General features: G+C 70.5%; 14 protein-coding genes. 10 read left to right on the top strand and 4 right to left on the bottom strand.

The window, feature by feature from the left end; translation table 11 throughout:
* A complete protein-coding gene (locus C8D81_RS09665) occupies positions 1-876 on the top strand; it encodes a hypothetical protein (RefSeq protein WP_094355199.1) in 876 nt (291 codons plus the stop codon).
* 12 nt (positions 877-888) lie between these two features.
* On the opposite strand, the gene C8D81_RS09660 is transcribed toward C8D81_RS09665, so the two are convergent.
* Together C8D81_RS09660 and C8D81_RS09655 are read right to left on the bottom strand one after the other, a co-directional pair.
* Positions 889-1641: an IclR family transcriptional regulator gene (locus C8D81_RS09660; RefSeq protein ID WP_094355198.1), complete on the bottom strand. Its 753-nt coding sequence runs from the start codon at positions 1639-1641 to the stop codon at positions 889-891.
* Positions 1641-3812 (bottom strand): malate synthase G, encoded by a 2172-nt coding sequence (locus C8D81_RS09655; protein ID WP_094355197.1) that lies wholly within the window; start codon positions 3810-3812, stop codon positions 1641-1643. Before C8D81_RS09655 ends, C8D81_RS09660 begins: the two co-directional genes overlap by 1 nt.
* A gap of 199 nt (positions 3813-4011) precedes the next feature.
* Here C8D81_RS09655 and C8D81_RS09650 point away from each other — a divergent pair, with 199 nt between their 5' ends.
* The 9 genes from C8D81_RS09650 to C8D81_RS09610 all read left to right on the top strand — a co-directional run bounded on the left by C8D81_RS09650 (position 4012) and on the right by C8D81_RS09610 (position 19191).
* Positions 4012-6477, top strand: a complete 2466-nt coding sequence (locus C8D81_RS09650; RefSeq protein WP_133625991.1) for a helix-turn-helix transcriptional regulator — start codon at positions 4012-4014, stop codon at positions 6475-6477.
* Positions 6478-6912: 435 nt separating this feature from the next.
* A complete protein-coding gene (locus C8D81_RS09645) occupies positions 6913-10743 on the top strand; it encodes a DUF6923 family protein (RefSeq protein ID WP_094355195.1) in 3831 nt (1276 codons plus the stop codon).
* Positions 10744-10763: 20 nt separating this feature from the next.
* Positions 10764-12449: a SpaH/EbpB family LPXTG-anchored major pilin gene (locus tag C8D81_RS09640; protein WP_094355194.1), complete on the top strand. Its 1686-nt coding sequence runs from the start codon at positions 10764-10766 to the stop codon at positions 12447-12449.
* A gap of 86 nt (positions 12450-12535) precedes the next feature.
* Positions 12536-13459, top strand: coding sequence for a class C sortase (locus C8D81_RS09635; RefSeq protein ID WP_094355193.1), 924 nt, complete (start codon positions 12536-12538; stop codon positions 13457-13459).
* Complete coding sequence (locus tag C8D81_RS09630) at positions 13456-14376, top strand: class C sortase (protein WP_094355192.1); 921 nt, start codon at positions 13456-13458, stop codon at positions 14374-14376. Before C8D81_RS09635 ends, C8D81_RS09630 begins: the two co-directional genes overlap by 4 nt.
* 4 nt (positions 14377-14380) lie before the next feature.
* On the top strand, positions 14381-14800 hold the full coding sequence (locus C8D81_RS09625; RefSeq protein ID WP_094355191.1) for a protein-tyrosine phosphatase family protein: 420 nt from the start codon (positions 14381-14383) through the stop codon (positions 14798-14800).
* 108 nt (positions 14801-14908) lie between these two features.
* Positions 14909-16465: a vWA domain-containing protein gene (locus C8D81_RS09620; protein WP_133625990.1), complete on the top strand. Its 1557-nt coding sequence runs from the start codon at positions 14909-14911 to the stop codon at positions 16463-16465.
* Between the two features lie 29 nt (positions 16466-16494).
* Positions 16495-18336, top strand: a complete 1842-nt coding sequence (locus C8D81_RS09615) for an alpha/beta hydrolase family protein (RefSeq protein ID WP_094405922.1) — start codon at positions 16495-16497, stop codon at positions 18334-18336.
* Between the two features lie 33 nt (positions 18337-18369).
* On the top strand, positions 18370-19191 hold the full coding sequence (locus C8D81_RS09610; RefSeq protein WP_094355188.1) for a DUF1684 domain-containing protein: 822 nt from the start codon (positions 18370-18372) through the stop codon (positions 19189-19191).
* On the opposite strand, the gene C8D81_RS09605 is transcribed toward C8D81_RS09610, so the two are convergent.
* Together C8D81_RS09605 and C8D81_RS09600 are read right to left on the bottom strand one after the other, a co-directional pair.
* Positions 19118-20332 (bottom strand): alpha-D-ribose 1-methylphosphonate 5-triphosphate diphosphatase, encoded by a 1215-nt coding sequence (locus C8D81_RS09605; RefSeq protein ID WP_094355187.1) that lies wholly within the window; start codon positions 20330-20332, stop codon positions 19118-19120. The genes C8D81_RS09610 and C8D81_RS09605 overlap by 74 nt on opposite strands.
* Positions 20329-21129 (bottom strand): ATP-binding cassette domain-containing protein, encoded by an 801-nt coding sequence (locus C8D81_RS09600; protein WP_094355186.1) that lies wholly within the window; start codon positions 21127-21129, stop codon positions 20329-20331. Before C8D81_RS09600 ends, C8D81_RS09605 begins: the two co-directional genes overlap by 4 nt.
* Positions 21130-21132 lie beyond the last annotated feature (3 nt).

The raw sequence follows: 21132 nt of genomic DNA, 5'->3' as shown, positions 1-21132 counted from the left end.
ATGGCCTACCGCTACAGCAATCTGACCGCCGCCCTCGGTGACAAGCGGTCACCGCTGCGGGAGTTCCTGGACCGCCGGTTCCCGCACGTCCGCGCCCTGCAGACCGACTTCCGGGCGCGGTCGGGGGAGTTGCGGGTGGCGGGCGGCAGCGCCGATCCGGGCCAGGTGGGGGCGGCGCTGGATCTGGCGCTACGGTTCCTGCTCGACCCGCAGGATCGAGCCGAGATCAGCTGGATCGGCTTCGCCAACCACGCCAGGGAACTGGAGCAGATCGTCGGCGTGGTGAAGGCCGCGCAACGGGCCGCGGTCAACGGGGATGCGGCCGCACTCGGCCGGGCGTGCTGGGCGCTGGCGCTGACCACCGAGGTCTACCGGGCCGGGCTCCGTCGCGGTTCGGCGCTGGACGGATTGCTGCGGGCGGATCGGTTCCGGACCCCCGAGTTGCTCGGTCTGGCCGGTGCCGACGCGATCGAGCAACTCGTTGCCCTGCAGGGATTGGCCGAACGCGAGTTGCTGCCCCGGTTGCGGCCGCCGTACCGGCTGGGACCCACCTTCACCGGATCGGAGTTCTGCGCCGCCGACGCCGATCTGATCGCCGGTGGCGTCCTGATCGACATCAAGACCCGGCTCGGCGTACGCGACCCGAAGACCGGGGTACGCAGCGACCGGCTCAGCCTGGCCGATGTGTACCAGCTGCTCGGCTATCTGTTCTTCGACCGCGACGACGCCTACCGGATCACCGACCTGGCCATCTATTCCGCCCGCTACGGCGCGCTGATCGGCTGGCCGGTCGTCGAGGCCCTGCAGACCCTGGCCGGTGAACCCGTCGACCTCCCCGAGGTGCGCGCCGAGGTCTGGTCCCTGCTCACCCATTGACTGAGCGAGCGATCACCCGCCGTTGGAGGCCGCGAGTTCGGCGGAGACCCGGGTCGTCGCCTCGCGCAGGGCGGGGATAGCGCGGGCGGCGAAGGCCTCGTCCACCCGGCTGACCGGTCCGGAGACCGACAGGGCCACCGGCAGCTCCGCATCCGGGACCGCCATCGCATAGCAGCGGACGCCGAGCTCCTGCTCCTCGTCGTCGATCGCATAGCCGCGTGCCCGGATCTCGGCCAGGTCGGCGAGCAGCGCCTCCGGGGTGGCGTGGCTGCGCGGGGTGCGCTGTTCCATCCCGGTGCGATGCAGCAGCGAGAGCACCGCGGCATCGTCGAGTCCGGCGAGCATCGCCTTGCCGACCCCGGTGTTGTGCACCGCGACCCGACGGCCCACCTCGGTGAACATCCGCATCGAGTGCGCCGACGGGCTCTGCGCCAGATAGACCGCGGTATCCCCTTCCAGCACGGCAAGATTCGCGGTCTCACCCAGCTCGACCACCAACCGCCGCAGCTCCGGCTGGGCCAGCACTCCGACCTGACGGTCGGCCTGCCGGCCCAGCCGGATCAGCCGGGCACCGAGCGCATAACGCCGGGATGCCTGCTGACGGACGTAACCGCCGGCCACCAGCGTCTGCAGCAACCGATGGATCGTCGGCATCGGCAACCCGCTGGCCTCGGCCAACTCGGTCAGCGTCAGTTCACCGCCGGCATCGGCAATCGCTTCCAGCAGGCCGAATGCGCGCGATACCGACTGCACGCCCTCGGTCATCAGCTCCTCCCGGCGTCCTCGGCCTTCTTGGCGGCCCGGCGCCGGTGCAGGATCGGCTCGGTGTAACCGGAAGGCTGCTCCAACCCGGCGTACACCAGGTCCTGCGCCGCCCGGAAGGCCTCACCGTCGAAGGCCGGGGCCATCGGCTGGTACGTGGGATCGCCGGAGTTCTGCTCGTCCACCTTGACCGCCATCCGGCGGAAGCTGTCCTCGACCAGTTCCTTGTCGACCACACCGTGGTGCAGCCAGTTCGCCACGTGCTGGGAGCTGATCCGGCAGGTCGCCCGGTCCTCCATCAGGTTGGTTCCGGTGATGTCGGGCACCTTGGAACAGCCGACGCCCGAATCGACCCAGCGGACCACGTAACCGAGGATCCCCTGGACGTTGTTGTCGACCTCGTCGCGGCGATCCTGCTCCGACCACTCGGCCGCCTCACCGACCGGAACGGTGAGCAGCGCGCTGCGCTCGGTCCGCGGCCCGCCGGCGGCGAGCTCGTCCTGGCGGGCCAGCACATCCACCTGGTGGTAGTGGGTGGCGTGCAGGGTGGCCGCGGTCGGCGACGGCACCCAGGCACAGGTGGCGCCGGCCTTCGGATGGCCGATCTTCTGCTCCAGCATCTCCGCCATGTTGTCCGGCGCCGCCCACATCCCCTTGCCGATCTGGGCGTGCCCCTTGAGCCCGCAGGCCAGGCCGACGTCGACATTGGAATCCTCGTAGGCGCTGATCCAGTCGGTGCCCTTCATCGCGGCCTTGCGCACCATCGGGCCGGCCTGCATCGAGGTGTGCATCTCATCGCCGGTGCGGTCCAGGAAGCCGGTGTTGATGAACGCGACCCGGTCCCTGGCGGCGGCGATGCAGGCCTTCAGGTTCGCCGAGGTGCGGCGCTCCTCGTCCATGATGCCGACCTTGAAGGTGTTCGGCTCCAGTCCGAGGATCTCCTCGACCGCAGCGAACAGGTCGACGGTGAGCTGGACCTCCTCGGGGCCGTGCATCTTGGGCTTCACCACATAGACCGACCCGGTCCGGGAGTTGCCGCCGGCGTTCGGCCCGCGCAGATCGTGCACGCTGCCCAGGCCGGCGATCAGGGCGTCCAGGAATCCTTCCGAGACGGGTTCTCCGTCCAGCAGCACCGCCTCGGAATCCATCAGATGGCCGACATGCCGGACGAACAGCAGCGCGCGGCCCTTCTTGGTGAGCTCACCGGTGGCGCTGGAGTAGTCGCGATCGGGGTTCAGCTCGCGACGGAAGGTGCGCCCGCCCTTGCTGACCTCCTCGGCCAGCGTGCCCTGCATCAGTTGCAGCCAGTTGCGCCAGGCCTGCACCTTGTCGGCGGCATCGACCGCGGCGATCGAGTCCTCCAGGTCCATGATGCAGGTGACCGCCGACTCCAGCAGCACATCCTTGACCCCCGCCTGGTCGGCGGCGCCGATCGAGTCGTCGGCGTCGATCTGGATCTCGGCGTGCAAGCCGTTGTGCACCAGCAGAATGCCTTCGGGGGCCTCCGGCGCACCCCGCCAGCCGGCGAGCTGGGCCGGGTCGGCCAGCCGCACCGGGCCGGACTCGGTCTGCACCTCCAGGTGGCCGTCGACGATCCGGTACGCCTGCGCGTCGGCATGGCTGGCACCCGCGAGCGGGGCGATGGAGTCCAGGAAGTCGCGCGCCCAGGCGACCACGGCCCGGCCGCGGACCGGGTTGTAGTCGCCACCCTTCTCCTTGCCGTCGGCCTCATCGATCGCGTCGGTGCCGTAGAGCGCGTCATAGAGCGAACCCCAGCGGGCATTGGCCGCGTTGGTGGCGAACCGGGCGTTCAGCACCGGCACCACCAGCTGCGGCCCGGGCACCGCGGAGATCTCCGGGTCGACATCGCGGGTGGTCACCCGCACCTCGTCCGGCTCCGGCACCAGATAACCGATCTCGGTGAGGAACTCCTCGTAGGCCGCCTGGTCGATCGCACCGGGATGCTCGCCGTGCCAGGCGTCGATGGTCTGCTGCAACCGGTCCCGGGTCGCCAGTAGCTCGGCCCGGCGCGGGCCCAGTTCGGCGAGCAGCCGTTCGGCGCCCGCCCAGAACGCTGCCTCGTCCACCTCGCTGCCCGGCAGCGCCTCGGTGCGGACGAACTCGTGCAATTCGGGATCGATGGACAGGCGGCCGATCGTGACGCGGTCGGTCATGGGATTCCTCCATCTGCCCCAGGGGAGCATTTCCGGATCGTGAAAGAAGATTTCCATAAAGCCTAATCTGCTATCCGCCCCGGAGCAAGGCGGGGTGGTTCTCTAGACTTCTGGTCAGCCAAGGGGTCGGATCGGTCCCTGAGCTGAGAAGACAGGCAGAGGGGGACCCCGCGCGGGGAATCGGGGAGATGGTGCCCGGATGGGAACAGAACGAATGGTCGAGGTGGTGGCGAGCGGTGGCCAGGCCGCCGACGATGCCCACGGCACGGTCGCCGAGGCGCTGGCGCCGCGGTTGGCCGCCCGGATGGCCGGTCATGACCGGATCTTCGTCTGGGCGCCGCGGGAGTACCAGCCGGCGGCCACCGTCCGGGCGGCGCTGTCCGCGCTGGTCGGTGAGGACTGGATCGTCGAGGCGGAGCGGGGGACCGCCCGGGCCCGCGCCGCGAACGTCGGTGGCCGCACCATGTTCGTCGACCTGGGCGCCCTGGCGCCGGTCGAGGCACTCAGCCTGGGTGCCCACTGGGATGGGTTGTCCCCCGATTTCCCGGCCAGTCATCTGGTCGCGGTCGCCGAATGCGACGAGCTGGGCGGTCCGGACCTGTCCTGGTTCGACCTGGTCATCGACCATCGCGATCTCAGCGTGCTGGAGTCCGAGGTGCCGCTGCTGCAACCGGCCGCCGCGGGCGACCCGGTGCTCGCTCGCCGGCTGCAACTGCTCACCGGAGGCGTACCGCAACTGCTGGCCGAACCCGGACTGCCCGGAGCCGGCCCCGAGGTTCTCGAACCGGTCTGCCGGGACTGGGCCGAACGCATCTACGACCTGGTCTTCGCCGATCCGCTGCTGGAGGCGCAGGTCTGGGCACCGCGGGCCAGCGGCGAGACCATCCGGCTGCTGACCGGCGCCTGGCAGGAGCGAGCCGTCGAGGCGTGGGAGGTCGAGGTGGCCCGCGCGGCGAGCGTCTTCGTCTCCGGGGTGAGCGTCGAACCGTTCCTGCCCGAGGGCCTGGCCGCCGCGCTGCTGCAGTTGCTGCGCGCCCGCGATCCGGAGCGGGCCGCCGAGACCAGGGGGCGTTTCCTCACCCTCGCCGAGACCCAGCCCGGGATCACCGGACCGGACCGGATGCGGATTCTGACCGGGCTGCGGGGCTGGCGGGAGCTGGATCGGGTGCTGGGGCGGACCGTGCACCTGCTGATCCACCTGAGCCGATTCGACTGTGAGGAGTACGCCGCGCGCTGGCCGGATCATGTGCCCCGCGGTCTGCGGCACCTGGAGGCTGCACGCCGGTTCATCGGTGGCGACCTGTCGCCGGCGGCCGCGCCGCAGGACACCCCGCAGCTCTGGCAGGAGTTCGCGTTCCTGTTCGCCAACGAGGTGATCGAGCCCGATTCGGCGGTCGGTCGGTTGCAGCGCTGGTTCGCCGGCATGGTCGCGAACGGCTGGCCCTCGGACCGGCAACGCGCCGCACAGCTGCTCACCGAGGTCACCGCCGCGCTGGCGTCCGAGGCCGACCAACTGGCCGACGCGGACGCGGCCACCCGCCGCGACGACCTGGCCCTGGTGGCCGGGGTGCTGCTCGGGGTCAGTGAGGCCGCCCTGCAGACCGGCGCCCCCGATGTCGCCCAGGAATGTCACCGCACGGCGTCCCGGATGGGGTTCGTGCTCGGTCCGGCCGTCTGGCAGTACAGCACCCTGTGGCCCGGCACGCTGGTCCGCGGGGCGCTGATCGCCGCCGTCGGCGGCGCGCCGCTCCAGGCGCGTACCCAGTTGGAGCAGTACCGCCAGGTCGCGATCCCGGGGGAACCGACCCACGAGGTGCTGGCCGAGCTGGCCCAGCGCTACAGCTCCGACAATGCGGCCGCGCTGGTCGCCGATCCCGGGACCGCCACCGTCGATCTGGACACCCCACTGGCCCCGCAGCAGCTGCAGGCCGAGGCGCTGCGCCTGGCGCTGCTGAGTGGCCAGGGGATCGCCGCCGACTGGCTGCGGACGATGCTGAGCCGGGCGAGCTGGGGTCAGCGCCCGGAATGGGAATGGTGGCCGGGAATGACCGTGCTCGCGCTGCTCGACGCGCAGGCGGGCCGGGTCGGGTTGGCCGAGAGCCGGCTCGCCAACGGCAGCATCCCCCGGCCGCTCGAGGTGACCGTGCGGGCCAGCATCGAGGTGGCGAAAGGCCAGTACCAGGGCGCGCTCCGGTTGACCGAGCAGGTGCTGCAGCTCGAGGTCATCTCGTTGCGTTGGCGGATGGCGGCCACCGGGGTCCGACTGGCCGCCCTGGCGGCGCGGGACGATGTCGCCTGCGAGGTCGGTGGGTTGCTTGACCGGGAGGACTGGGCCAACAGCCTGGCCGTGGTGGCCCTGCTGCCCGACCCGGCCCGGACGCTGATCGTCGACCGGCTGGGCCCCGATGCCGCCGGTCTGCCCGGTCTGGGGGCGGCACCGCGAACCCCGGACCCGGGCCGCCAGGAGGCGCAACTCACCCCGCGCCAGCTCGAGGTGCTGCGCGCGTTGGCGCACGGCGGCACGATGCCCGCGATCGCGAAGGAGCTGTTCGTCAGCGTCGAGACGGTCCGCTCCACCGCGAAGGAGCTCTATCGGCGCCTGGGTGTGCACAGTCGCGACAGCGCCATCCAGGTCGGCCGGGTACGCGGCCTGATCGACGGCTGAGACCCGGGTACGCCGACCCGTCGGCGGGGGCGTACCGAGGGGTGAGATGGGTGGAATGACGGGTGAAGTCCGCGGGTGATCCGCGCCCCCCACGGCCCGCTCGATGGCCCCATCCAGCACCCGACCGTGCGCCCAGAAGCCCGCCGGACCGGCGTCTGCGCGGGATCACCCACGTTCTCCAGCGCCTCACCCATGGGTGGAATCCGGTGCCGCCAACCCGGCCCGACAACCTTTTGACCGATCGGTTTCATCACCCGCACCATCGAACAGGCATCGGCCGGTGAAACACCCCGATGCCCGCGATCCACGGGGGATCGCACCATTCGGGGACATCGGGGATCTACGGGGAATCGGGGAGCTGTGTCAGAAATCGGTCGTGCACGTCGAGTGCGCACTGGCGGCGCCGGCCGCTGGTCGCGCGCCATCGTTGCTGCCGTGGTGCTGGCGCTGGCCCTGGTCGGTCTGGGGATCGGGCCCGGCCCGGTGGGCACCGCGCAGGCATCGCAGATCACCAAGGGCGATCTGACCTTCACCTACACCCCGAGCCCGACCACGCTGTCCGGACCCGGGTCGGTGACCTACACCTATACGGTCCAGAACAACAGCGGTTCGCGGACCTACTACTACGACTCGATCCGTGATGACCGCTGCTCGGCGATCAGCCCGACCTCGGCCACCATCCGCGCCGGCGGCACCGCGACCTTCACCTGCACCACCACGGTGTCGGTGACCACCACCTCGACGGTGAACTTCAGCTTCTACTACTTGACGCTGTTCTTCGGGCGCACCTACACCCAGGCGTCGCTGACCGAGACGGTCCGGGTGAACAACTCCAGCTACCACCCCCGGTTCGACTGCACCACCCCGACCGCGTTCAACTCCTCCAATGTCGAGGGGCAGCCGACGACCCTGTACAACCAGTACCAGGATCCGACCGGGGCGCAGTTCATCACCGTCGGCACCGCAACCACGCCGAAGGCGCAGTACAACGCGCTCGCCTACAACCCGGCCGACGGCTACCTGTACGCCGTGACCGGGGTGCCCGCCAAGGGCGGTGACAGCACCTGGCTGGGCGGCGCGCGGCTGATCCGGGTCGACGCCAACGGCCAGGTCGAGGACCTCGGTCCGATCACCAGCACCGCCTCCACCTTCAACCAGGACTTCGGCGGCGGCGGGGTGACCTCGGGTGTGATCGCCAATGGCGTCTACTACGTCTCCAACGCAGCGGGTGGCACCGCCACCATCTACCGGATCAACCTGACCGGTGCCCCCACCGCCACCGTGGTCACCAGCAACCCCGATTTCCGGGTGAACGACTACACCGTCATGGGTGGCTACCTCTGGGGCCTTGAGGCCAACTCGGGGACCGCCACCACGGCACCGACGATGCTGCGTTACGACCTCGCCACCGGCACAGTGACCAGGTTCAGCATGTCGACGCTGAATGGTCAGATCCCCGGCGGTCGCATCTACGGTGCGGCCTGGACCTACGGCAACGGCAACCTCGGCTTCTCCGACAACAGCGGCTCCGGGGTCTACCAGATCCAGGTGACCAACCCTGCCTCGAGCAGCCCGACCTTCTCGCTGGTCTACAAGATCTCCGGCCCGGGCTCCTACAACAATGACGGTGCGAGCTGTGGCACCGACGTGCAGGCCGACCTCAAGGTCACCAAGACCGCCACCCCGAGCAGCCCGAAGCCCGGCGGCACCATCACCTGGAATCTGACGATCACCAACCTCGGCCCGGGCACCAGCTCCGGCGGCGTGGTCAAGGACACCGTGCCGGCCGGTTACACCAACCTCAAGGTCGGCTCGGACTACACCGGCGCCTGCACGATCAGCGGCCAGACGGTGACCTGCCTGACCGGGGTGCTGGCCAAGGGTGCCTCCTACGTCATCCCGATCACCGCCACGGTGCCGAACAACACCACCTGCGTGACGAACACCGCCACCATCACCGGCAACGAGCTCGATCCGGTCGCCGGCAACAACACCGGTTCGGTCGAGACCTGCCCGAGCAATGCGATCATCGACGTCACCAAGACCGCGAACACCCCGGTCGCCACCGGACCGGACGCGGCCGGCAACCACACCATCGCGTACTCCATCAAGGTCACCAACTCCGGCACCACCGCCGGCAGCTACACCCAACTGGTCGATGCGCCGCAGTTCAGCCCCGGCACCAGCATCCAGACGGTGACCTGGTCCGGCGGCCCGGCCAACACCGCACCGACCACGGTGTCCGCCGACGCCGACGGCAGCTATCCGATCGGTACCGCTGCCGGCAAGCCGATCGCCGCCGGCGCCACCCACACCTACACGGTCACCGTTGTCTACAAGCAGAATCCGACGAGCACCGACAGGCTCGTCCTCTGCACCCCGAACACCCCCGGCACCGGCCTGTTCAACCAGGTCGGCCTGCCCGAGGAGGACCCCACCAAGGTCGACAACGGCAACAACGCCTGCGCCAACCCGGTCCCGGCGATCCAGGTCGCGAAGACCGTCCGGCGCGCCACCGACACCGGCAACGGCGTCGACAGCCTCTCGGTGAACCGGGGTGACCAGGTCGTCTACGTGTACGCCGTCTCGCTGCCGACCGGTTACACCGAACCGCTGAAGACCATCGGGCTCACCGACGACAAGCTCGGTGCGATCTCCGGGATCGCCGCGCCCGGTGGATACAAGTCCGGTGACAGCAACAGCAACGGCCTGCTGGATCCGGGTGAGACCTGGATCTACTGGTCGGCACCGACCGCGATCTCCGCCAGCGTTGACAATGTCGGCACCGCGACCGGCATCGGCAACGTGACCGCGAGCAAGGTCACCGGCACCGACACCGCCCACGTCACCGCGCTGCAGCCCAGCATCGACCTGGCCAAGGCGCCGGGCACGCTGACCGGTCCGGCCGCCGACGGCGGCTACACCGTCACCTACACCGTGACGGTGAAGAACACCGGCCAGGGCTCGGGCAGCTACGGCCCGATCACCGACACCCTGCAGTTCGACCCGAACCTGGTCCCGCAGACGGCCACCTGGTCGAAGGGCACCACCACCGGGCCGACGACCACCTTCACCGCCGCGCCCCACACCTTCACCGTCGGTGCGATCACCAGCACGCCGCTGGCCGCCGGTGCCACCGACACCTACACCGTGACCGTCCGCTACCTGCCCAAGGGGGCGCCGGCGGCCGCGATCTGCACCGCCCCGAACACCGGGCTGTACAACTCGGTCGCGCTGCCCAGTGGCCAGGAAACCGATACCAGCAACAATTCCGCCTGTGTCGCACCCCCGCGGTTCGCGGTCCAGAAGGCCGTCGACGGTTCGGCTCCCGGCACCACCGGCCCGACGCAGACCGCGGCCCACGATGCCGCGACCGGCACCTTCTCGACCACGGTCACCTACAGGGTCACCGTCACCAACACCGGCACCGTCGTGTACGCCCACCCGGCCATCACCGATACCGCCACCGTCTTCACCGGCTTCACCCGCACCGGCATCACCCTGAACGGCACCGCGGTGACCCCGGCCGCCGATGGCAGCTTCACCATCCCGGCCGCGACCAGCACGCTGGCACCCGGTGCCACGACGGTCTACACGGTCGTGGTGACCGCCAGTGGCAAGCCGACCGCGACCCAGTGGGAGCAGGCGAAGGCCTGCAACACCGCGGGGCCCGGTACGCCCGGTGGCGGCATCTTCAACCGGGTCACGATGGCCGCCGATTCCGATGGCGCCGACAACAACGACGCCTGCGCACCGATCGTGCCACCCACCCAGGTGATGCGTGTGGTCAAGCAGGGCCTGAACTGCGACACCGACCAGCCCACCTGCCCGCTGACCGGCGCCCAGTTCTCGTTGTACACCAGCGATCCGAGCGCCCCCGGGGCCACCGCGGTCCAGAACGGCATCACCCCGAACACCGCCAATGGGGCGCTGTTCGACTCATCCTCCTTGATCCTCGGCGAGTACTGGCTCGTCGAAACCAGGGCACCGGACGGATTCTCGCTGCTCGCGCAGCCGATCCACTTCCGGCTCACCGCGAACGGCGTGACCCTGCTGGCTCCCACCAGCAGCACGGTCACGCTCAAGACGGGCGACCCGCTGACCGTGGTGGTCAACGACGTCACACCCGCCCCGCTGCCCAAGGCGGGCGGCAACGGCAGCTGGCCGTACCTGTTGACCGGCATGGCCCTGCTCGGCCTTGCCCTGGCGTATTACTTCCGGCCCCTGGGCCACCTCAGGCTTTCGGGTCACCGCAAGTCCTCCTAACCATCACAAGAAGGAAAACAATGAACCACCAGACTCGCTTGGCAGCGGCCGTCCTCTCCGCTGTCGCGGTGACCACCTTCGGCCTGTCGGCCCCCATGGCCCTGGCCGATCCCGGTAACCCGTACGCCGTCGGCGGCGTGAGCCAGGAGAACACCGCCAACAAGGCGCTGATCAACCCGGACGCGACCGTGCAGCTGTCGATCCACAAGTACCTCGGTGCCGCCACCGGTGCCGCGAGCAACGGCACCCAGCAGAACGTCACCCTGCCGCCGCTGGCCGGGGTCAACTTCGACGTCTACCAGGTCTTCACCGACGCCGCCCACACCCAGCCGATCGACCTGACCACCAACACCGGCTGGACCGCCGCCGCGGCCATCAACGGCCACGTGCCGACCCCGGCCGAGATCGCCGTCGGCTCCTTCACCGTCAACGGCACCACCTACTACATCGCGAAGTCCGCGACGGTGACCACCGACGCCACCGGCACCGCGACCTTCACCAAGCCCGACGGTGTCGGCCTCTACCTGGTCAACGAGAACCTGAGCACCTCGGGCACCGTGACCAGCAACGGCAGCACCATCGACAAGGGCACCATCTCCCCGGCCGCGGCGTTCTTCGTCACCCTGCCGATGACCAACCCGGACGACACCAGCCGCTGGATGTACGACGTCAACGTCTACCCGAAGAACCAGAGCGACAGCTCCCGCAAGGAGGTGACCGACCAGGGCACCACCACCGCCGAGGGCAACAACGCCGGCAACCATGGCGTCAAGTACACGATCACCTCGACCATCACCGACGGCATGTCCGGCGCGCAGATGGGCACCTACGTGATCAACGACCAGCTCGATCCGCGGATCGGCTACGTCGGCACCACCGTCGCCATCGATCCCGACGGTGACACCGGTACCGCGGCCCTGGTCACCCTGACCGAGGGCACCGACTACACCGTCGCCACCTCCGGCACCACCCTGGTCAAGGTGACCTTCACCTCGACCGGTCTGAACAAGCTGGCCGCCGCGAACTCGGCCAACCCGGCCGCGACCGTCGTCACCACCATCGACGGCACCGTCAACGAGCAGGGTGGCAGCGGTGAGATCACCAACGTCGCCACCGTGATCCCGAACAAGCCGTGGGTCGACGCGAACCCCGGAAACCCCGGCATCCCGACCAACCCGGTGGAGTCGAAGTACGGCAACATCGAGGTGAACAAGTACGACCCGGCCGACAGCAACGCCACCGCCGCCATGGCCGGCGCGGTCTTCCAGGTCTTCGCCGACCCGACCCCCGGTGACGGCGTCTGCACCGCCGGCGATGTGTCCGGCACCCCGATCAACACCGCCACCGTCGGCAGCGACGGCAAGGCCACCTTCACCGGCCTGCAGACCTCGGACTTCTACAACAACACCGCGGTCACCGACCCGACCAAGTACCAGAGCTACTGCCTGGTCGAGACCAAGGCCCCGGCCGGCTACAACCTGTCCTCCGAGGCGGTCTACGTGACCATCATGTCGAACACCGCCACCGACACCACCCCGGCCGTGGCGATCCAGCGGGTCGCCAACCAGAAGGCCAACCTGGGCAACCAGCTGCCGCTCACCGGTGGCAACGGCATCGCGGCGCTGAGCGTCGGCGGACTGCTGCTGATCGGTGGTGGCCTGGCCTACTACGCCATGACCTCGCGCAAGCGTCGTCAGCAGGCCTGACCCAGACGTGGGCGGGCGGGGCAGCCCCGAGGCCCCCGCCCGTCCACCCTCCACAATCCCCACTGACACAGCGATCCGAGGAAACGATGCAGAAAGCATTCAGCCGGCTGGCGGAACTGCTGCGCCGCTGTGTCGTCCTCGGACTGCTGCTGGCCGGCGCGTTCAGCGTCGGCCAACCGGTCGCCGAGGCGGTCGCCAATGACCGCGCCACCCAGCAGGCCGCCACAACCTACGCCGAATCGGTGCGGTCACTGCCGGCCGAGCAGCTCTCCGCCGACCTGACCGCCGCCCGGGCGTACAACGCCGCCCTCTCACCCCGCGCCCTGACCGATCCCTGGGGCGCCACGGTCGGTGCGGACACCGCGCACCGCACCTACCTCGACACCCTGCCCGGCCCGGCCATGGGCCGGTTGCGGATCCCCGCGATCGCTGTGGACATGCCGATCCGGCACGATGCCGACGAGGTGTCGCTGGCCGCCGGGGTGGGCCACATGTATGGCTCCTCGCTGCCGGTCGGCGGCCCCGACACCCATGCGGTGCTCGCCGCGCACAGCGGCATGCGCAGCCAGACCTTCTTCGACCGGTTGCCGGAACTGCAACCGGGGGAGCGGTTCACCATCGAGGTCGCCGGCACCACCCTCACCTATCAGGTCGACCAGATCCGGGTCGTCGAGCCGACCGAGCTGGAGGCCGTCGGCCGGGTACCGGGTCAGGACCTGGTCACCCTGGTCACCTGTTACACCCCGCCGGGCGGGCACCGGGAACGGATGCTGGTCCGCGCAGTCCGGGTCACCGATCCCGCACCGGTCGACACCGAGACCGTGCAGGCCACCGCCACCACCCGGACCGCCGCGTCGATGCTCGGCCTGCCGCCGGTCCAGGACTGGATGCGGCCCCGGCTCTGGATCTCCGGCGGCGCACTCACCGTCGCCGCGCTGATGCTGTTCGGCTGGCTGATCACCGACATCCGGCGGGCCCATCGCCTGCGGAACAAGGAGAATTCCCGATGAGCGACACCCAGGTCCGCACCTCCTCGGGTCCCCGGCGGGCCGTCGAATCCCGCCGGAAGTTGCATCGGCTGATCCCGATCCTACTGGTCATCGCCGGGGTGATGGTGCTGCTCTATCCGGTGGCCGCCACCCAGTTCAACAACATCAAGCAGCGCCAGTTCGCCCAGCAGTACAACCAGCAGGTCGACAAACTCTCCGATGCCGACCGGATCGCCGAACTGGAACGGGCCCGGGCCTACAACTCGACCCTGGCCGGCGTACCCATCCTGGATCCCTATCTGGAGCGGGCATCCAATCCGGAATCCGGTGCCTACCGCGACTACCAGAGCCAGCTCGCCCGATTCGAGATGATGGCCCGGGTGCGGGTGCCCTCGGCCGGGATCGACCTGCCGATCTACCACGGCACCAGCGATGAGGTGATCGCCAAGGGTGCGGGGCATCTCTACGGCACCTCGCTGCCGGTCGGCGGCGCGGGCACCCACTCGGTGCTGACCAGCCACACCGGGATGTCGAACGCGACCCTGTTCGACCACCTGACCTCGGTGAAGCAGGGCGACCTCATCTACATCGACGTGATGGGTGAGACGCTCGCCTACAGGGTGGATCAGATCAAGGTGGTGCTGCCCACCGAGATCGGAGACCTGAAAGCCGTTCCTGGCAAGGATTACGTGACGCTGTTCACCTGCACGCCCTATGCCATCAACACCCACCGGTTGCTGGTCCGCGCCGAGCGGGTGCCCGACACCCCGACCGCCGCCGACCGGGCCGCCCAGGCCGCTCCCGGTTTCACCCTGGAACCGTGGATGTGGTGGCTGATCCTCGGTGCGAGCGTCGGCCTGCTGGTGGCCATCCTGATCGCCGTCCGCGAGTGGCGTCGTCGCCGCGCGAACCGGGTGCAGGGGGCGCGGGTAGCCTGACCGGGTGAGCGTCTGGGAGCTGGGGCCGGGTGTGCTCGAGCTTCCCTCGGGGCGCCGGGTACGCGGTCGTTCGCTGCGCAACCGGCCCGCCGAGCCGGCCGACTTCTCCCTGTACCTGTTGACATTCCGGCCACGCCGCCTCAGCGGCCGATACGAGTGGCTCCGGTGGCCCGACTTCGGTCTGCCGTTGCGGCCGCGGAACGCGCACGTGCTGATCGCCATGATGTACGCCCGCAGCGCGCGCGAGCGGGTCGAGATCTGTTGCGGCGGCGGGGTCGGCCGCACCGGCACCGTGCTGGCCGCGCTCGCCATGCTGGACGGGTTCACCCGCGACCAGGCCGTCGCGCATGTGCGGGCCCACTACCATCCCCGGGCCGTCGAAACCCCGTGGCAACGGCATTTCCTGTCGACGTTCATCGAGTAGGTCGCGCAGCGACCGTGTCGAGATGAACTCGTGATCCAACCGTGACGATCCCACCGGAACTGATCCGTACCCCGAACCCGTGCTGGGCAGGGAACCGAGGAGGATCCCATGCCCGTACCACCGCTCGCCCGCTTCGCGCTCGCCCCCATCGCTGCACTGTCCCTCACCCTGCTCGCCGGCTGCAGCGGACAGACCGCCAGTCCCAGCATCGGGGTGGCCGCGCCGCCGAACGCGAGGCCGGCCGATGCGCCGGCGCGGGCGCCGCGCACCCAACAGGTTGAGCCGCCGGATCGCGGTGACCGGCCCCCTCCGACGGCGCCACCGACCGGCCCGCCAAGCTCCAACCCCAGCGTCGATCCCCGCAGCGACAACCGATCCACCTTCGCCCTGGACGTGGACACCGGCTCCTGGACCCGGGCCCGCGCCCAGCTGAGCAACGACCGCCGCCCGGACCGGTCCCAGGTGCGCACCGAGGAGTTCGTGAACTCCTTCGAGCAGGGTTATCGCCGCCCCGCCGACGGGCTCGCGGTGCAGATCGACGGCACCGGGGTGCCCGCGTTCGAGTCCCCCCGCACCCGGGTGCTGCGGGTCGGCGTACAGGCCGCCGAACAGGACCCGCGGACCCGGCCACCGGCCAACCTGACCTTCGTCATCGACGTCTCCGGTTCGATGGCGGCACCCGAACGGCTGGGCCTGGTCAAGTCTTCGCTGAACCAGCTCGTCGGCGCGCTGCGCCCCGACGACACGGTCGGCATCGTCGTCTACTCCGACAACACCCGCGTCGTGCTGGGCCCGACCCGCGCCGCCCGGGCCGATCGCATCCGCGGCGTCATCGACGACCTGCGCACCGAGGGTTCCACCAATGTCGAGGCCGGCCTCGCCCTGGGTTATGAGCAGGCGCTCGCGCAGCGCCGCGAGGGGGCGCTGAATCGCGTCGTGCTGCTCAGCGACGGCGTCGCCAATGTCGGCAACACCGGCCCGGAAGCGATCCTGCAGACCATCGGGAAGGCCGCCCAGCAACGCATCGACCTGGTCACCGTCGGCTTCGGCCTGGACTCCTACAACGACACGCTGATGGAACAGCTCGCCGACCGCGGCAACGGCTTCCACGCCTATGTCGACGACGAGATCGAGGCCCGGCGGATCTTCGTGCAGCGGCTCGCCAGCACCCTGGTGGTCACCGCCCGCGATGCCAAGGCGCAGGTCAGCTTCGATCCCGACCAGGTCGAGTCCTATCGGCTGCTGGGCTATGAGAACCGCGACGTCGCCGACGAGGACTTCCGCGACGACAGCGTCGACGGCGGTGAGGTCGGCGCCGGCCACAGCGTGACCGCGCTCTATGAGGTGACGCTGCGGCCCGGTGGCGTACCGGTCCGCCCGCTCGCCACCGCCACCATCCGTTATCAGCACCCCGACACCCGCGCACCGATCGAACGCAGCGCCGAGCTCAACGCGCTCCAGCTCGCCCAGAGCCCCGCGCAGGCGTCCCCCGGGTTGCAGCAGAGCATCGCGGTCGCCGAACTGGCCGAATCGCTGCGCGGCACCGGCTGGGCGTCGCGGCGTACGCCGGCAGCGGTCGCCACCGACTGCGCGGCCGTCGCCGCCCGGATCGGCGATCCCGCCTCGGCCGAGCTGGCCGACCTGGCCCGCCGGGCGGCCGGCTGACTTCGGCGGCGTGGGTATCGTGCGGGTACGTGACGGAATCGACTTCGAACGCGACCGGCCGGCCCACCTTCGCCGCCTCGGTCGCCCCGGACGGCAGTGCCTTCGCGCACCTGGTCGAGGTCGACGGCTACCCGCGTGCGGTGCAGCGCTGGCTGCGCGGCGGGCTGCGGTTCTCCGGTTCCCGGTTCGTCCGGCTGCCGGTCGAGGGCCCCGTCTCCGCGCTGCGGCACTCCCCGGACGGCAAGTGGCTGGCCCTGGAGATCGAGCCGCACGGCAGCAACCGGCACCAGGTCTGGGTGGTCACCACCGACCCCGAGGATCCGCAGTCCTGGCGGATCGACGACGGGCTCACCGACCCCCGCGCCAACGCGTTGCTGATCGGCTGGGACGGCCAGCGGATCGCGCTCGCCGTGGAGGGTGCCGACGATCTCGGTGAGGCGCGGCTGGTCGACCCGGTGACCCGCGAGGTGGAGATCGTCGACCGCCGCCGCGAGGGCCGGCTGTTCGACTCCTGGGGTGGCGCCCACCTGATCCGCACCGGGCCGCGCAGCCATCGCGGGCTGATCCTGCTGCACGAGGGCCGGGAACGTGAACTGCTCGGCGGCGACCCGGGTTCGAGCACCGAACAGGCCCAGGTGCTCACCGATCGTCGGCCCAGCGCGCTGCCCGCGGAGGCCGGGGAACCGCTGCGGTTGCTGGTCCGCAGCGACCACGGCGCCGACCGCTCCCGGCTGCTGCGGCTGACCATCCCGACCGCGCCGAGCACCGACGACCTCGCCGTCGAGGTGCTCGCCGAACGCGCCGGCTGCGACCTGGACGAGTTCGCGGTGAGCGCCGACGGCCGGTTCGCCACCCTGCTCTGGAACGTCGACGGCGGTCATTCGGTGCTGCAACTGTTCGACCTGCGCACCGACAGGCTGCTGCCGCCGCTCACGCTGCCCGCCGAGGTCGCCTCCGAGGCCAGCCTCTCCGCCGAGGGATCATTGCTGGCGGTGACCGCGCAGGGACCGGAGCAGCGGCGTACGGTCAGCCTGATCGACCCGCGCGATCCCGGGCCCTGGATCCCGGTCGAGGAACCGCCCGAGCCGCGCGGCGACCCGGTGCTGCCGCAGTGGCGGCGGTTCCCGGCCAGCGACGGGCTGGAGCTGAACGGCTGGTGGTACGCCCCGCCCGAGGGCTGGTCCGCCCCCGGACCGGTCGCGCTCTGGTTCCACGGCGGACCGGAGGGGCAGTCACGGCCCGAGTACAGCTATGTCTTCCCGACCCTGCTCGCCGCCGGGATCGCGGTCTTCGCGCCGAACGTCCGCGGCAGCGGCGGCTTCGGCCGCGCCTTCGTGCACGCCGACGAGGGGCCGCTGCGGCACCGGGCGATCGCCGACGTGGTCGACGTGGTCGGCCACCTGGTCGGCGCCGGTCTCGCCGACCCGGAGCGGATCGCGATCACCGGCCGCTCCTACGGCGGCTATCTGACCAATGCGGCGCTGGCCTTCCACCCGGGGCTGTTCCGCGCCGGGGTGGCGATCTGCGGGATGAGCGATCTGCAGACCTTCTATCGCGACACCGAGCCCTGGATCGGGCTGGCGGCGTACTCCAAATATGGTCACCCGGTCCACGATGCCGAGCTGCTCGCCGAGCTGTCGCCGCTGCACCGGGTGGCGGCGATCGAGGTGCCGCTGCTCACCCTGCACGGTTCGGCCGACACCAATGTGCCGGTCAACGAATCGCGGCAGGTCGTCGCCGCGCTGGCCGCCCTCGGCCGGCGTACCGAATCGGTGGTCTTCCCCGGGGAGGGGCACGAGTTCACCCGGCCGGAGAACCAGCAGCGGCTGGCCGACCTGGTCCGGGACTGGATCATCCCCGAGATCTGCTGAACCGGCCCCGATACCGGCGTTAGCCTGTGGGGCATGGATGCCGCGCAGAACCAGCAGGCGAAACAGGATTGGCTCGACTTCCGCCGCGCCCGCGAGGACGAACTGCGCCGGCCCTATGGCTGGTTGACCCTGCAGAGCTTCCACTGGTTGCCGGAGACCCCCACCGAACTGCCCGGGCTGCCCGGGCGCTGGTCCACCGACGGTGAGCAGGCGTTCTGCGACGCCGATCCCGGCGATCAGCTGGTCGCCGACGGTGAACCGCTGGCCGGGCGCAGCGCCGTCACGGTCGCCGAGACCGGCCGGATCCCCTGGCTGCGGCACGGCGACCGGGAGATCGAGCTGTTGCGTCGCGGCGGTCGGCTGGCGATCCGGGTACGCGCCCAGAGCTCACCGGAGCGGGAGTCCTTCCGCGGCATCCCGGTCTACGACTACGACCCGGTGTGGGTGATCCCGGCCCGGTTCACCGCATATCCGCCCGGCCGGATCGCCGATGTCGGCACCCACCGCCCCGACCTGCGCCAGCAGCTGCCGGCCCTCGGCGAGCTCGAGTTCACCGCCGGAGGTGCGCCGCAGCGACTGGTGGTGACCACCATCAAGGCCGGGCCGAGCATCGAGTTCCACGACCCGACCAACGATGCCGAGACCCCGGCCTGGCGGCAGCTCAAGTTCGCCGAACCGGACGCCGACGGCCACGTCGTGCTGGACTTCAACCGCACCATCAACATGTGGTTCGCCTTCACCGACCACGCCACCTGCCCCCGCCCCAGCGAGGGCAACACGATCACCGTTCCGGTGCGCGCGGGGGAGCGGGCAGCGCCGCCGCCACCCGCAGCCACGGATCCCGATCGTCGCTGACCAGCAGCAGATCGGCGCGCTCGCCGACGGTCAGGGTGCCGGTGTCCGGCAGCCCGGCGACCCGGGCCGGACCCGAGGTCACGAACCCGACGGCGGCGGGCAGCCCCAGCTCGGGGGCGAGCACCGACACCGAGCCGAGCAGCGCGGTCGGCAGATAGTCCGAGGCCAGCGCATCCAGCAGCCCGGCCCGCGCCAGCTCACCGGCGGAGACGTTGCCGTTGTGGGACCCGCCGCGCAGCACGTTCGGCGCGCCCGCGACGATCAGCAACCCGGCCGCCCGGGCGGCCTCGGCGGCGGCCCGGGTGGTCGGGAACTCGGCCACCGCGGCACCGAGCTCGACGAGCTCGGCGACCGCCTCCGGCGAGTCCGGATCATGACCCATCAGCCGGATCGCACCGCTGCGGGCCAGTTCGCCCAGCCAGGCGAGGTTCGCCCGGCGTACCGGTTCCTTCTCGGCCGCCTCCAGCCGCAGCGACTCCACCTGGGCGCGGGCCTCCTCGGGGGTCTTGCCGTCGGCGCCGACGATGTAGGTGACGAGGTGCTCGGGGTCCACGTATTGGCCCTGACCGGGCGTGTGGTCCTCGTGGGAGACCAGCGGCGGCACCCCGTCGTCGGTACGCTCGGCCAGCCAGGTCCGCAGGGTGGCCGCGCCCGGTTCGCTGAGCACGTCCAACCGGTGCAGGATCCGGTGCCGGACTCCGTGGCCGGGGTGCCCGCTCACCGAACGGCACAACGCCAGCGCCGCCTCCGGTTCCCGGATCACGCCGCGGGCCTGCTTGTGCTGGAAACCGGCGCCGTGGAACATCGTCAGCACCCCGGCGGCGGCCAGCCTGTCCTCGAAGCTGCCGAGCACGAAGTCCCAGGGCAGCACCGCCGAGGGCCGCGGTGCCCGCTCCTTCTCCAGCGCATCGGAGTGCACATCGATCAACCCGGGCAGCAGCAACCGGCCCCGGCCGTCCAGGTCGCCCGGCAGCATCCGGTCGGTGATCTCGGCGATCCGGCCCTCGCGCACCACCACCGACGCACTCGGCAGCACCCGGTCGGGCAGCACCGCCCGCACCCCGGACAGCACATAGTCGGTCGGCGCGCTGCCGATCGGCCAGCCGTCGGTGCGGGTCGCGGTATCGGTCAGCTGACTCATCGGGCGGCCTCCAACTCGTGTTCCAGCGGATCGGTGAGGTGATCGGCGAGCGCGCTGTGTTGCTGTGCCAGCACCGATTCCGGGGTTCCGTCGGCGACGATCCGGCCGTTCTCCACCACCAGCAACCGGCTCGCCAGCCGGCGGATGATCTTCATGTCGTGATAGACCGCGAGCACCGACACGTCCTGGGCGCGCAGGTCCTCGATCAGCAGCAGCGCCTTCTCCCGGTTGTGCGGGTCGAGGGCCGACACCGGCTCGTCGAGCAGCAGCAACCGCGGCGGGCTGACGGTGCCGGCGGCCAGGTTGACCCGCTGCCGCTCGCCACCGGACAGGACGCTGCAATCCACGTCCCACAAGGGTTTGTCGATGCCGAGCCGGTTCAGTGCCTCACCGGCGGTCTGGTACGCCTCGGCCTGCGGCAGGCCGCGGCGACGGGCGGCGCGGATCACCAGTTCCAGTGGACCGACCCGCGGCGGGGCCTGCAGGAACTGCGACACATAACCCAGTTCGCGGCCGCGGATCCGGGCCAGCTGACGGTCCGGCAGTGCGGTCAGCTCGACGGCACCGCTCGGGGTGTGCAGCACCACGGTGCCGGAATCGGGCAGATAGCTGCGATAGAGGCAGCGCAGCAGGCTGGACTTGCCGGCCCCGGAGGCACCGGCCACCGCGACATGCTCCCCGGTGCCGACGGTCAACGACACCCCGGCCAGGCTGGTCACCTGCCGACCACCGACGGCGTGCAGGGTGAAGGTCTTCACCAGATCGGTGACGCTCAGAATCGCTTCGCTACTGTGCATCCT

Origin of the sequence: Enemella evansiae, from assembly GCF_004362375.1 — a bacterium.
Classification (GTDB): domain Bacteria; phylum Actinomycetota; class Actinomycetes; order Propionibacteriales; family Propionibacteriaceae; genus Enemella; species Enemella evansiae.
The sequence above is the reverse complement of the archived record's forward strand: the minus strand, read 5'-3'. Positions and strand labels throughout refer to the sequence as shown.

What these genes read in the sequence shown, in the direction of transcription:
- C8D81_RS09655 (WP_094355197.1), bottom strand. Translation starts at nt 3,812, where the DNA reads ATGACCGACCGCGTCACGATCGGCCGCCTGTCCATCGATCCCGAATTG.
- C8D81_RS09650 (WP_133625991.1), top strand. Translation starts at nt 4,012, where the DNA reads ATGGGAACAGAACGAATGGTCGAGGTGGTGGCGAGCGGTGGCCAGGCC.
- C8D81_RS09630 (WP_094355192.1), top strand. Translation starts at nt 13,456, where the DNA reads ATGAGCGACACCCAGGTCCGCACCTCCTCGGGTCCCCGGCGGGCCGTC.
- C8D81_RS09665 (WP_094355199.1), top strand. Translation starts at nt 1, where the DNA reads ATGGCCTACCGCTACAGCAATCTGACCGCCGCCCTCGGTGACAAGCGG.
- C8D81_RS09660 (WP_094355198.1), bottom strand. Translation starts at nt 1,641, where the DNA reads ATGACCGAGGGCGTGCAGTCGGTATCGCGCGCATTCGGCCTGCTGGAA.
- C8D81_RS09600 (WP_094355186.1), bottom strand. Translation starts at nt 21,129, where the DNA reads ATGCACAGTAGCGAAGCGATTCTGAGCGTCACCGATCTGGTGAAGACC.
- C8D81_RS09610 (WP_094355188.1), top strand. Translation starts at nt 18,370, where the DNA reads ATGGATGCCGCGCAGAACCAGCAGGCGAAACAGGATTGGCTCGACTTC.
- C8D81_RS09605 (WP_094355187.1), bottom strand. Translation starts at nt 20,332, where the DNA reads ATGAGTCAGCTGACCGATACCGCGACCCGCACCGACGGCTGGCCGATC.
- C8D81_RS09620 (WP_133625990.1), top strand. Translation starts at nt 14,909, where the DNA reads ATGCCCGTACCACCGCTCGCCCGCTTCGCGCTCGCCCCCATCGCTGCA.
- C8D81_RS09640 (WP_094355194.1), top strand. Translation starts at nt 10,764, where the DNA reads ATGAACCACCAGACTCGCTTGGCAGCGGCCGTCCTCTCCGCTGTCGCG.
- C8D81_RS09635 (WP_094355193.1), top strand. Translation starts at nt 12,536, where the DNA reads ATGCAGAAAGCATTCAGCCGGCTGGCGGAACTGCTGCGCCGCTGTGTC.